Genomic DNA, 13893 nt, shown 5'->3' with positions numbered 1-13893 from the left:
TATTCCTTCACAGAATCTTTCCGGCGGCCTTTTGATGAGCCGCCACCGCCTCTCCGATGACAGCATCCATGACTTCTTTCACGGACGGCGTATCATGGATGATCCCGGTCACCTGCCCCATCAGGAACACGCCTCGGTCCCGGTCGCCGTCATCAATGGCCAGCTTGACGGCCCTGAAGGCATTTGACATGCGCGCCAGCTGCCGGGAGCGGCTGTAACCGGCCAGTAAAATCCCGGCCATGGCCTTGATCCAGGGGAAACCGTACGTTCTGGCGGCATAGCGGGAATTGCCCAGGGCCTTGAGGATAAAAAGTTTATCGTTTATCAGCTGCCGGGATCCGGCAGAATCAATCGCGCGGCAGGGCAATCCGTCAATCTTGTCGGAATAAACGGTTTCATGGGCTTTTTTCTGATTGCTCATGGCCTTCATGTTCTGGTGGGCGGGACTTTCTCTGGTATTCATGAAACGGGTGCCCATGGCGATACCATCCGCCCCCAGGGCCAGTGCCGCCGCCAGGCCTCTTCCGTCGGCGAATCCGCCGGCCGCGATAATCGGGATATCCACCACATCGGCGATACTCGGGATCAGGACCATGGAAGTGATCAGCCCGCCATGTGCGGCGGCTTCATGACCGGTGATGATCAGCGCGTCAGCCCCATGCTTCTGTGCTGAAAGCGCGTGCTTTTCCGTCGTCACCGTGGCCACCGTCTTTCCGCCGTAACGGTGGACCTCCTCAATCAGCCGATCCCCGCTTCCCAGGGTGTAGTTTACCACCGGCACTCTTTCGTCGAATAATATTTTGGCTTTTTCGGCCGATCCCGGGATGATCAACGGCACGTTGGCGCCAAAGGGCCTGTCGGTCAGTTGCCTGATCTTGCGGATGGCCTCCCGGGTTTGATCCGTGGTCAGATCAGCCGTCGCCAGTATCCCCAGTCCCCCGGCGTTGTTGACGGCACTGACCAGTTCCGGCGTGCTGATACCGGTCATGCCCGACAGCCAGACCGGATATTTACATTCGAACATTTCCGTAATCGCGGTCTTCATAGCAGCTCCTTTCTCCGCCGGGTCATTGTTTTTGCGAATGTTTTATGATAACAACGGTTATAAATGAGATGATCAAACGCTCTTCCGACATGACTCCAGATAAAGGGTAAACGGTTGCTGAACGAACAGAGCCTGAAAACAGTCATTGCCGTCAACATCGCGCTTTTATTGATGGCGATTGTTATTTTAATTAACTTTGTTTTTGTGTCAACCGGCCAGAAAGATTATATCGACAAAAAGTCAAAAGACAACCAGATACTGGCGATTTTTCTCGAAAGTTCACTTGACGCCAATGGCCAGCGGGATCTTCTGCCCCTGCCCCCCTCCACGGATCGCTACCTGAAGGAAATATCAGCGATCACCGACATCGCCGCCATAGCCGTCATTACATCCGGTGGCTTCCCGTACTTTGTAGCTGATGACAGGGAGCACGAAGAGTTGCTTGATGTCCTGGTCAACGGAGCATTGCAGACACTGGTTTCCGGAGAAAGCCGGACATCTTTTCACGGCAGGACCTGGGGCGTATTCTTCGTCCGGCATCGTTATCTGGTAGTGTCAACGCCTGCACGCACGGCATCCGGGGAGATATCAGCGGCCGTCAGCAGTGCCGTCGACCTGCTGCCGTTTTACATACAACAGCGAAGGAACCAGATTTATATCCTTTTCTATACGCTAATCAATATTCTGGTTCTGACGATTCTGGGTACATACGCCCTCGGTCGCCTTACCATCAGGCCCATCAACAGCCTGGTAAAACGGGCGGAAGGTTATCAGCCGACGGATCGCCTGGATCTTTTCTACCCCCGGGGTCAGAATGAATTCAGAAGGCTTTCCGCTTCCCTGAACCGGATGCTGGAACGGATTGGAGAAGACAAACATCGCCTGGAAAATTCCCTGACCAGTCTGGAAAAAGCCAACCGGGAAATCAGGGAGCGTCAGAACGAATTGATTCGTGCTGAAAAACTGGCGTCAGTCGGCAGGCTGTCCGCCGGCCTGGCCCATGAAATCGGTAACCCCATCGGCATTGTCCTCGGGTACCTGGGCATGCTGATCCGCCAGGATATCTCTGATGCGGACAAGAAAGACTATGTTCAGCGCTGTCTGAACGAAATCCACAAAATCAATAAGATCATCCGGGAACTGCTCGATTTTTCAAGGCCATCGGGGAAAGACGCCACGGAATCGGTGTCTGTTCATCAAATGATACGGGAGACCATGGACCTGCTGGAAGTTCAACCGGTCATGCGTTATATCAACCGGCAGTATGAATTCAACGCCGGCCGCGACACGGTTGCCGCCGTCCCGGATAAGCTGCGGCAGGTCTTTGTCAACCTGATCCTGAATGCTGCCGACGCTCTTTCCGCCAGGAATACCGGCAACGGCTTCATCATCATCAGGACCTCCATTACAGGCGGTAACGACGGTCAAGAAGATTGCCTCAAGATTGACATCGTCGATAACGGTGCCGGCATCGACGAAAAGAATCTGGGCGTTGTTTTTGATCCGTTTTATACCACCAAAGAGCCAGGCCTGGGGACCGGTCTGGGCCTTTATGTCTGTTACATGATCATCGACAGCATGGGTGGCCGGATCAGTGTTGACAGCAGGACGGGGGAAGGCACCACCTTCACCATCCATCTGCCGCTGACGACCGTCGCGGACCGGGATAACAGGAGTGTGCTTCCATGAATGCCAATGATAAACCCGACAATCGTATACTGGTGGTTGACGACGAAGAAAACATGCGTCACATGCTGTCGGCGCTCCTTACCCGTGAGGGATATAAGGTGGATATGGCTGAAAACGGCGAGAAAGCGCTGTTGATGGCAACTCACAATCATTACAATTTTATCCTGTGCGATATCAAAATGCCCCGTATGGACGGTATGGCCTTTCTGGAGCAGTCTGCTTCCATCCTCCAGGACACCACCGTCATCATGATGTCCGCCTACGGCAACATGGACGCGGCACTGGAATCCATGAAACGGGGGGCCTATGATTATATCTCCAAGCCGTTCAAGCCCGACGAAGTGATTCTGACCCTGAAAAAAGCCCATGAACGGGAGCGGCTTAAGAAGGAAAATCTTCGCCTGAAAAAGCAGCTGGCGGAAATCGGAAATACCTATACCTTCGGCAATATGGTCGCCAAAAGCAGCGCCATGCGGTCGGTCGTGGAGTTGATATCCAAAGTCGCGGCATACGACACTACCGTATTGATAACCGGAGAAAGCGGCACCGGGAAGGAACTGGTCGCCAGGAGCCTTCATTTTAACAGCAACCGATCAAAAAACGAATTTGTACCGATCAACTGCGGCGGCATTCCGGAAAATCTGCTGGAAAGCGAACTGTTCGGACATGTCAAAGGCGCTTTTACCGGAGCGGATAAAAACAAAATCGGCATATGTGAAACAGCGGACAGAGGAACGCTTTTCCTTGACGAAATCGGTGAACTGCCGATCTCCCTCCAGGTCAAGCTGTTGAGACTGCTGCAGGACAATGAGATTAAACCGGTCGGCTCTTCCGAAACCCGCATTATTGATATCCGGACCGTTGCGGCTACCTCCAAGAACCTGGAGGAAGAAGTCGCCCGGGGGAAATTCCGCGAAGACCTGTTTTACCGGCTGAATGTACTTCACATCCATATACCGCCCCTGCGCGAGCGGACCGACGACATCCCCTATCTGTGCCGTTCCTTTATTGAAAAGTTCAACCGGAAGCTGAATCAGTCCGTGGAGGAGGTTTCCCCGGCGGCCATGTCATGCCTGATGCGCCACAACTGGCCCGGTAACGTGCGGGAACTGGAAAACGCCATTGAGCACGCCGTGGTGCTGGCGGAAAGCCGGCATATCGAACCGATTAATTTGCCTCCCGCTATCAGTCTTGCGCATGGCGCCGGCAGCATCAACGGGAATAGTGGCCTGCTGGAAGGATACTCCATCAAAACCGCACAGAAGAAGGTCGAGAAAATTCTCATCCAGAAAGCGCTGCGCCAGACGGGCGGTAACCGGACCCGGGCATCAAAACTCCTTGAAATCAGCCACCCCTCGCTGCTGGCAAAAATCAAGGAGTACGGCATTGAAGAAACGGAATAATCGGAAAGGCCTCTCGTTACTTCCCAGTTTCTTCCCAGTTCACCTTCTTCCTGTAAGTCTTCAATAATAGAAAGCCGCTGACGGGTTTTTTTTGCTTGACTGATCGGTCTAAATCAGTTACATTTTATAAACAATCTCTTATTTTCCCCCGTCATAATCGAAGGAGGCGCTGTGAAGCTCTGGTCAAGAGGTCTCGGCAAAACCGAAATCTATATGGATTTCCGGCATTATAAAACGCTCAAAGATCCTGAAACCGGCAATATCATGGTTATCGGCAGCATGCAGGATCCGGTCAACTGGGAGTTCAAAGTCATCCTTCAACCAGAGGATATCGGCGGGATCATGAAGTCCGTGTTCAACCTGCCGGTCATCTTCTTCATCATAAAGAATCTTCATCAGTATCTGCTGTATCTGTGGAACCGGAAGGAGTTTTCAAAAAGCGAAGCGGGTATCGTGGAAAAGGTTAACGCCGCTTATGATCAGATCATGAAAGGCCAGGACCAGACCCGCCGGCAGCAGAAATATTCTTTCTGATTTTAAAAACCGCAACATAAAACGGAGGGGGATTATGCCGGATTACGATGTCATCGTCATCGGCGGCGGGATTAACGGCTTGACCTGCGCCGCATACCTGGGCAAGGCGGGACTAAAAACCGCCCTGATCGAGGCCAGGGGAGAATGCGGCGCCCACTGCGACACGGTTGAGGCCGGTATCCCCGGTTACCTTTTCAACCTGCACGCGGTGTGGATGATCACCCCCATCTGCCCGGCCATCGTCGACCTGGACCTGGAAAAGTACGGGCTGGAATGGCGAACCACCGAATACGCCTGGGCCAAGACCTTTGCCGACGGCAAAAACATGTTGATGGCCAATGACCCGTTCATCACGATAGACAAGGCCGCCCGCCATTCCGCCAGGGATGCCAAGACGTTGAACCGGGGCATCACCTTTTTCATGGACAATCTCTACGAAGTCTGCCAGGTGATGCATGACTTCTTCTTCACGCCGCCCAGCCGGGATATCATGAACAGAATGACCGGACTGGTCGATCGCTTTTTCAAGGCCGCCAAGGTCAACTGCAGCGGTGAAAAATTCATGCAACTGAACGGCTACGAAGCCCTGGACCTGCTCTTCGAGTCGGAATATATCAAGACCACGGCCCATGCCGTTGCCTGGATCGGCGCTTTCAACCCGCTGCAGAAACAGATCGGAGCCATGGGGTCGGCCCTGATCGGCACGCTGCTGGGGCCGTTTATCCCGTCGGTGGTGGTCAAAGGCGGCTCCCATGAACTGACCCATGTCCTGGTCCAGGCCTGCCTTGACAACGGCGTGACCGTCATGCCCAACTGCCCGGTCAAGACCATCATCACCGATAACGGAAAAGCCGGGGGCGTCATCCTGTCCGACCGGGCCATTTACCCCGGCGAGATTATCACCGCCAAAAAGGTCGTCAGCAACGTTACGGCCATTCCCACCTTCCTGGAAATGATCGGCGAGGATAAGCTGGGGCCGGACATGGCCGGTCGGTTAAAGAAATTTTCTTATGACGAGCAGAACATCTTCACTGTTCATTTTGCCTTAAGCGGCCTGCCCCGTTTCAAATCCGCCGATTATGACGAGGGGATTCAGCGGGCGTTCATCGGTTACATGGGCGGCGATACCTCCGCGGAACTGATGCGGTTCGGCCGGAACATCGCTCCTGACCGGCGCCGCATCCACGACGACATCATCTGTAATTATTTTATCACCACCCTGGCCGACCCGCTGCAGGCGCCGGCGGGCTGCCACACCAGCCATATGTGGCTGGATGTGCCGCCCGACCCGGCCGAATGGAAACACGGCCGGCTGAAGGGTTTTTCCGACTGGGACAGCATCAAACAGGCCCTGGCCGACCAGATGATGGATACTTATGAACAATACGCCCCGGGATTCAAATCGCTGGTCAGGGACCGGCTCGTTTACAGTCCCCTGGATCAGTACCGCAATAACCCTTCGGCCGTCAAAGGCAACTGGGCCGGTGGCTCCATGATACCCGAACAGTTTTACGAAAAGCGGCCGGTGGCGGGCGTCATCACCAGCGGCGGCTCACGCACGTTTATTGAAAACCTGTATATTTCCAACTCGGTTCACCTGTTTTCCAACTCAGGGCTGGCCTCCGGCTATATCGCCGCCTGCGACGTGGCTGAAGACCTGGGAGTCAGAAATCAGAACTGGTGGCAGAGCCAGGGCTTTCACTGGTATCTGCAAAACCTTTCACGGATTCCCCGGGACCTGGGGGTGAAACCGTGACCGATAACGCCTTTGTGGAGGTTAATATTCATGACTGTCAGACATTTTGACGTGGCCGTCATCGGCGCCGGGCCTAATGGACTGATCTGCGGCGCTTATCTGGCCCGGTGCGGATTAAAGGTGGTCCTGCTGGAAAAGCGGCATGAAACCGGCGGAGGACTGGAAACGCTGGAACTGGGCGGGTTCCGCTACAACCTGCACGCCATCTACCACATGATGGCCCGGCAGATGCCCTGTTATCGGGATTTTGAGCTGGATAAAAGAGGCGTCAAATACATTTTTCCGGATGTTCAGTGCGCCGTCATCAACGATAAGGGGCCGCCCCTGCTGCTCTATCGCGACGGCAGCAAAACCGCCGATTACATCGCCGCCAACTTCTCAAAAAAAGACGGTGACGCCTATCGGAAGATGGTTGCCGACTTTAAGGAGTTCTCGGAAAAAATTCTCATTCCCTTAACCTACATTCCGCCGGTCCCGTTTGTTGAACAGACCCTTATATTGAATAACGCCAGGGACGACGTGGGCAAACGCTACAACGAAATCGCGGACATGACACCCATCGAGATTCTTTCGTCCTATGGGTTTCAGGATCCGGTCAAGGCATCGCTGCTCAATCTTTTCACCATGTGGGGCATGTCCCCCTATGAGCTCGGCTTTCTTTTCCCGCTTTATGTCTACCGGATGACGGACGCCGCCCTGGTCTGCGGCGGTTCCCACCGGCTCTCCTCCGCCCTCTACCGGACTTTCGTGGAAGCCGGCGGCACGGTCCTGGACCGGGCCGAAGTGGTGCGGGTACTGGTCAAAAACGGCGGGGTGGAAGGCGTCGTTACCGCGGACGGCATGGAAATCAGTGCCAAGGCGATTATCTCCACCTGTGATCCGCGGCAGAATTTTCTGGAATTCATCGATGCCCGGGATCTGCCGGCGGAACTGGTGGACAGCGCCAGAAAATGGGAATGGGAAAAAACGACCTTTTTCGGCGTTCATCTGGCGCTCCGGAAGGCCCCGGTCTACAGCCAGACAGCCGACGCCAACCGGGCGCTGACGACCTTCTTCGGCGTTAACGACACCGCCTCCCTGCTGGAGCATCTGGAAACCACGGAACAGGGCGTTCTGCCGGCCAGGCCCATGGGTCACGCCACCTGCCCTTCCCTGTTCGACCCCATTCAGGCCCCCGAGGGATATCACACCGGCCGCTGGGAGTGCCTGGTCCCCTTTGATATCAACTGGGAGGCAAAAACGGAGGATTATACCCGTTCCTGCCTGGCGGAATGGAAAAAATACGCGCCCGATATCGAGCCGCTGAATGTGTTGTCTTACCCGCCCACCTATATCGAGATGAAAAACAAATCCATGGTGAGGGGCTCGTTCAAGCACGGCGCCTATATCCCGCTGCAGATGGGATATCTGCGCCCCAATGACCTCTGCTCCCGGAGCTTCACGCCCGTGGAGCGGTTTTATGTCGCCGGCGCCAGCAGCTATCCCGGCGGTATGATTCTGGGCGGAGGCGGATACCTGGCGGCCAACGCCATCGCCAATGATTTCGGTCTGACCCGGACATGGGAAGAGCCTGAATACATGCAGGCCGCCAGGACGGCGGGCATTATCCCCGGCTGATGATCCGGAAGACCTGTTTGGAAAGGTGAGTCTATGAAATTAAGAGTACTGCTGTGGCTGATTGCACGGCTGATGATCCGGGCCGCCAAAAAGAATCCGGTTTTCGCGAAAAAAGCCGCGGAGAAAAACGCCGTCATCCAGATATCCACGGCCGACGGCGAGGATGTCCGGCATTTCGTTTTCAATAACGGCACCGTTTCATCGGCTCCGGGCGGTCACAACCGCCCGGACTGCACCGTCATTTTCAAAAGCGCGGCCTTTGGTTTTTCCGCCCTGCTGCCGTGGAACAAACGCCTGCAGGTCAGCGGTATCCAGAACGGCGATATTAAAGTCGCCGGGAACTTTTCTCTTTTCCTCTGGTTCCAGAGCCTGGGCGTGCTGCTTCAACAGGGCGGGAAAAAATAAAAGTCCGATCGGCTCTGTCAGGAGGGGGCAGACATGAAAAAACGAATCGTGGTTATCGGCGCGGGTGTAGGTGGTTCCGGTTGCGCGGCGCTGCTGGCCGGGGCAGGCCATGAAGTAACGGTGCTGGAATCGCACCCATTTGTCGGCGGCCGCTGTTCCACTTTTGAAAAAGAGGGATTTATCTACGATTTCGGCGTGCACATGTTCAGCCTGGGCGACACCGGTCCCCACGGCGAAATCAACCGCCGCGTCAACGGCAGCCTGAAATGGGTCACCAAGGACCCGCCCTGCCGCGTCATGGGCAAAATGGATTTTGACTTTCCCCTGGACATCAAACCCCTGCCCCGGCTGATCCGATTGGCTTTCAAACTGGGCGTCAGGCCGAAAAATTTTCTGGGCGCCTGGCGTCTCTTCCGGGCATTGCTGAACGGCTCCGGGGTCAAGGAAAACGACTCCGTTCTCCTGCAAGACTATATCTCCCGTTACACCAGCGACGAACGCATCCATCTGTTCGTCACCTGCCTTTCCCAGCTTTACTTTGCCCTGTCCTACCAGCAGGCGTCGGCGGGTGAATTCATCTGGTGCTTTTCCCGCATGTTCAACCATGCCGCTTTCGGTTACCCGCAAGGCGGCGCCAGGGCCATCCCGCAGGCTTTTGTGGACGCCCTGGAACGCTTCGGCGGTACCGTTAAATATGAAACCGCCGTTACCGGCATCAAAGTCGAGAACAACCGCGCGACCGGGGTGGAGACGAAGAACGGTTTCTATCCGGCCGATATCATCATTTCCAACGCCGGTCTCCTGCGCACCATCGGTCTGGCCGGGGCCGATCGTTTCCCGAAAGAATACGTCAAAAAGGCCGAATCCCTGCGCTATTCCAATCCTTATGTCACCATCACCTATGCCCTGGATCGGCCGGTTGTTCCCTATCCGGTGGTCTTTTATATGCCGGACCTGGCCGCTGAAAACATCTTTGACTATGTCGACGCCAAAACCGTGCCCGCTGATCCCTACCTGTTCATGCCCATACCCAGCAACATCGACCCCGGACTGGCGCCTCCGGGAAAGCAGTTGATTGTAGCCGGCACGCCGGTGGCGCCGGGCGCCGATGACGCCCTCTGTCACCGGGTCCTGGACAAGGTGGATGAACGTGTTGGCAAGCTTTTCCCGGAGATCCGGTCGACCCTGCGCTGGCAGGAACGCGGCACCCGCGCCGATACCACCGGGATCACTTTCCACCCGCCCGGCGGCGCCATCGGCCTGGGGCAGTTTCCCGGGCAGACCGGCGACCAGCGTCCCGCCATGAAAACGCCGGTGGAAGGCCTCTGGCTGGTCGGAGCCGATGCCGGCAGTCGCGGCATCGGCACGGAACTGGCGGCCGGCAGCGCCCTGAATCTGGCGAACCTGTTGACCGGAAAATAGAAACAGACTCGGTCACCATAATGATTCATGGCGAGTGCAATCCCTTTTTCTCGTGAGAAGGTCATGACGCCTTCGATTACGTCGCTTCTTGACGGCCCCTGCAACAAACTGGTGGATCAGGCCATCCGGCAGGGTCGAATACCCCTTGCCTATACCTGCAGTTATACGCCGGTTCCGCTTCTGTCCGTGGGCAGGCTTTTCCCTTTGAGAGTGAGTGCCCCCCGGATAAGCGGAACGGAAATTGCCGATATCTACCTCTCCTCCGTCACCTGTTCTTATACCCGGAGCATCCTGGAACTGGCCATGGATGATCAGTTCCAATTCCTGGGCGGCTGGGTTCTCGCCGCCACCTGCAATCAGGCCCACCGCTTATATGACAATCTGGTTTATCTGGTCCGGCCAGGTTTTATTCATATCCTGGACGTTCCCCACAAGTCCGGCGATCGTGCCCTGAAATGGTATGTTGAGGAATTGCGCCTGCTGAAAGATAAACTGGAAGCTCACTTTCAGGTGGACGCGGGAGAGGCGGCGCTTTCCAACGCCATTGATGAATACAACGCCTTACACGTGTTTCTGGAAAAAATTGACGCCTGCCGGAAACAGCCAAATCCACCCGTGACCGGTACTGAATTTTACCAGTGGATGATCGCCTCCGCCGTCACGCCCACGGACCTTTTTTTACCGCTGCTGACCGAGTATGCCCTTTCCCTGGATCAGCGCCGGATAAGCCAACCCCATCGCGCCAGGCTCATGGTCGCGGGCGGAGAACTGGACGACCCGGATTACATCCGGGCGATCGAGTCAACCGGGGCGCTGGTGGTAGCGGACATGATCTGTACCGGATCCGTTTCCCACTCCAGCCGGATCCTTCGCGACCAGGATCCCCTGACCGATATCGCCGCCCATTTTTTAAAACAGGTGTCCTGCCCCAGGATGATGGAGGATTTCAAAAAGCGTCTGGCGCTGATAGTGGAAAAGATTAAGGCGTATCAGGTCGACGGGGTTGTCATTCAGCGCATCAAATTCTGTGATTTCTGGGGAATGGAGTCCGGTCTGCTGATGTCGGAACTGCGCAAACTAAACATACCGGTACTGCGTCTGGAAAGAGAATACGGTCTGACCGGCGAGGGGCAGTTAAAAACCCGCGTCCAGGCATTCTTGGAGAGCCTGGGAAAGTAAGATATCGGACCGCGAAACAACCGTATCTAAATGATGAAAAACGAATGACCGGCAAGTTCAGAGACAAGATTATATACTGGCGTTACTTTATCCTGATCTGGGCCAAGGCTTTGCGATTGTTTGTCACCCACAATCCCGTCAAGGTCATCCGGCTGTTTTTCCGTTATCCCTGGCTCAGGACGCTGCTGAAAGTCAGCGCCTTCTATGCCCGTCTCTGCGGCAACAGGCAGGGGCGATATCTGGAAGGCGTGGCCGTGACCTTTGTCGACGGCCTGGTGAGGTATGTGGCCGAACATCTGGAAGAAGTGTTTCTGGGATCGAAGAAGGTGATTATCCTGGAGGGGATCCTGTCACGGGAGATGTTCAAGGCCATGGGCTTTAATACCTACCTGGCCGAGCTGCACAGCATGCTCATGCCCCTGGTTTCCGCCCATGCCCTGGAACCCTATATTGATAAAGGCGAAAATTACGGCGTCCCGGCCGATATCTGCAGCTATCACAAGGGAAATGTCGGGATGCTTTTGAGCCGTGAATATCCGGACAGCGTGGCCCTGGTGACCAGCAACTCCCCCTGCGATCAGTACGTGGGGATGTATACCCTGATGGAAATGGAGCTGGGTCTGCCGGTTTACCGGATTGATATTCCCTATAATTTTACAACTGACCGGGCCACCGATTATGTGACCGGGGAACTGCGGGACCTTATCCGGAAGCTTGAACGGGACACTTCCTGCCGCATGGACTGGGACCGGCTCCGGGAAATGTGCGAGGAAAGAAACCGCAGCCTGGAGGTGGAACTCGAGTTGTGGGAAACCATGCGCGCGAAACCGGCGCCCCTGGCGGCGGAAGCGGTTTACCTGGCCCACTGGGTGGTGGATCGTCTGGGAATCGGAGACCCTTCCGGCACCCGGCTGTACAAAAGACTCCTTCACCTGGCCCAAGCCAATCTTGCTGAGGGAATCGGCGCGCTTCCACGGGAACGGTACCGCCTTCTTCTCTGGAATGTGCCGCCATTCCATTTTATCGATATCATATCCTGGGCGGAACGGGAATGGGGGGTGGCGCTGATCATGGAAGCCCTGTCCTATAACCGGCTCTCCCCCATCGACACCGGTTCTCAGGAAACGATGCTCCGCGGCATTGCCCAGTCATTCACCTACGCGCCCATGGCCAGGCATTCCCGGGGGCCGGCCGAGAATTTTTTAAACGACCTGTTCCATGCCTATCGGACCTATAATATTGATATGGTCTGGACGGGCGCCAACATCGGCTGCAAAAAAAGCGCTGCCCTGCTCGGCATCCTGCGGGAACGCTGCCGGGCCGCCGATATCCCGCTGCTGATTTTTAATTTTGACATCATGGACCCGCGCACCATCACTCCGGACAACATCAAGGAGCAGGTCCGGACATTCATGGAAAACACCATGTCTGCCGGGCATTGAAAAAGATCGGTCGTTTGAATTTTCCAGGAAAGGCAGCTGAGGTTTCCCCCATCGAAAATCAGATCAAAGCATTTCTTCAAACCCAAGGCGTGGCGGTCTCCGGCGTGGCCGGGCCCGAGCGCCTCGACGGCCCCCCCTCCCTTGACCTGGACTATACGCTGCCGGGAGGCCGGTCCATCATTTCGATGGTGTTGCCCATGAACGCGGCCGCTATTGAAGATTTTCTTTCCAAAAAATCTCCGGCGCCGCATAATCTCGACCAGTTCCGCCTTTACCAGCAGATTCAGCATGCCGGGTATGCCCTGGCGGAGTTCCTTAAGGCAAAAGGCTTCCGGGCGCGGCCGGTCCCGCCCAGCGCGGATTATCGGCGCCACCCCTATGTATTCGCCACGCTCCCGAGTTTTTCTCACCGTTTCGGGGCCATTGCCGCCGGAACGGCCGGACAGGCCTGGTCCGGCAATGTCATGACCCGCGAATACGGCGCGGCCGTGGTGCTGGGGACCGTCGTTACCGATGCCGTCCTGAAAAGCGATCCGCGGCCGGACCCGGACCATTTTATCAAAACCTTCTGCCGCCGCTGTCGGCGATGCGCCCGGGTCTGCCCGCCGGGCATGTTCGCCGCCGATACGCCCGAATATGTGCTGCTGAATGGCAAACTCCACGAGCGGGCCAGAAGGCGCAACATCGACCTGTGCAACATATCCTGCTTCGGTCTTCACAGCTTGAGTCAGGACCGGAAATGGTCAAACTGGGGCCTTCACTGGATTGAGGAGTGGATCGACAATCCGCCGGACCCGTCCCGCAGACTTCGACTGGTGGCGGATATGCTGAAAAAAGGGCTATCCACCGGCGATTCCACCCAGCGTTTTTTCGTTCTGGAAAAAATCACCCGCCATCCCTGGAACCAGAAACTGCTCGCTCAAACTCCGGCCCTGGCGGCTTTTCCCGAGGATGAAGCCGAACGCTATCTTGTTCTTGCCGAATTCATGGCCAAAACCGGCATCACCGGCATCGAATCCTACCCCATCCCCATGGTCTGCGGCCACTGTATCCTGGTCTGCGGCCCCACGCTGGAAGAGACAAAACGCCGCTGCAAACTCCTGCTTGGCGCCGGACTGGTCGTCCCCGGGCCCGGCGGCCGCATGACCCGCGTGGATACGTTCGAAGAAGCGCTGGCCCTTAAACGGGCTTATCCTCTGAACGTCAGCCGGATTCGGAAATTACGCGATGCCGCGGCGTCCCTTTATCTCTGGCATCGACACTATTTCGGGTTCGAGCCCCGATCCTTTATTCAGGGGATCCGCTATCAGAAAAAACTGAAAAAAACGCTTTTAAAAAACGGCCCCGGATGAAAGGCAATTCCCGTCAGGACTCCGTCTTCATCCTATTGATCGCAACCCG

Annotated in this window: 11 protein-coding genes; 10 read left to right on the top strand and 1 reads right to left on the bottom strand. The window is 55.9% G+C overall.

From position 1 onward, the window contains the following. Positions 1-7: 7 nt before the first annotated feature. A complete protein-coding gene (locus AB1724_13820) occupies positions 8-1045 on the bottom strand; it encodes a nitronate monooxygenase (GenBank protein MEW6078889.1) in 1038 nt (345 codons plus the stop codon). A gap of 114 nt (positions 1046-1159) precedes the next feature. Here AB1724_13820 and AB1724_13815 point away from each other — a divergent pair, with 114 nt between their 5' ends. The 10 genes from AB1724_13815 (at position 1160) to AB1724_13770 (ending at position 13844) form a co-directional block, all read left to right on the top strand. Next, positions 1160-2734, top strand: coding sequence for an ATP-binding protein (locus AB1724_13815; GenBank protein ID MEW6078888.1), 1575 nt, complete (start codon positions 1160-1162; stop codon positions 2732-2734). Then, positions 2731-4137 (top strand): sigma-54 dependent transcriptional regulator, encoded by a 1407-nt coding sequence (locus AB1724_13810; GenBank protein ID MEW6078887.1) that lies wholly within the window; start codon positions 2731-2733, stop codon positions 4135-4137. Before AB1724_13815 ends, AB1724_13810 begins: the two co-directional genes overlap by 4 nt. Before the next feature lie 171 nt (positions 4138-4308). After that, positions 4309-4671: a hypothetical protein gene (locus AB1724_13805; GenBank protein MEW6078886.1), complete on the top strand. Its 363-nt coding sequence runs from the start codon at positions 4309-4311 to the stop codon at positions 4669-4671. Between the two features lie 34 nt (positions 4672-4705). After that, a complete protein-coding gene (locus AB1724_13800; protein MEW6078885.1) occupies positions 4706-6427 on the top strand; it encodes an NAD(P)/FAD-dependent oxidoreductase in 1722 nt (573 codons plus the stop codon). Positions 6428-6457: 30 nt separating this feature from the next. Then, positions 6458-8044, top strand: a complete 1587-nt coding sequence (locus tag AB1724_13795) for an NAD(P)/FAD-dependent oxidoreductase (protein ID MEW6078884.1) — start codon at positions 6458-6460, stop codon at positions 8042-8044. A gap of 33 nt (positions 8045-8077) precedes the next feature. After that, positions 8078-8449, top strand: a complete 372-nt coding sequence (locus AB1724_13790) for an SCP2 sterol-binding domain-containing protein (protein ID MEW6078883.1) — start codon at positions 8078-8080, stop codon at positions 8447-8449. Between the two features lie 33 nt (positions 8450-8482). Continuing rightward, positions 8483-9871: an NAD(P)/FAD-dependent oxidoreductase gene (locus AB1724_13785; protein ID MEW6078882.1), complete on the top strand. Its 1389-nt coding sequence runs from the start codon at positions 8483-8485 to the stop codon at positions 9869-9871. 63 nt (positions 9872-9934) lie between these two features. Then, complete coding sequence (locus AB1724_13780) at positions 9935-11050, top strand: 2-hydroxyacyl-CoA dehydratase family protein (protein ID MEW6078881.1); 1116 nt, start codon at positions 9935-9937, stop codon at positions 11048-11050. Between the two features lie 44 nt (positions 11051-11094). Further along, entirely contained in the window at positions 11095-12492 is a 1398-nt protein-coding gene (locus AB1724_13775) for a 2-hydroxyacyl-CoA dehydratase family protein (GenBank protein MEW6078880.1), read from the top strand. Between the two features lie 14 nt (positions 12493-12506). Beyond that, a complete protein-coding gene (locus AB1724_13770; protein ID MEW6078879.1) occupies positions 12507-13844 on the top strand; it encodes a hypothetical protein in 1338 nt (445 codons plus the stop codon). Positions 13845-13893 lie beyond the last annotated feature (49 nt).

This window comes from Thermodesulfobacteriota bacterium, assembly GCA_040753795.1.
Taxonomy (GTDB): Bacteria; Desulfobacterota; Desulfobacteria; order Desulfobacterales; family Desulfosudaceae; genus JBFMDX01.
This window is presented reverse-complemented; position numbering and strand designations above follow the sequence as displayed.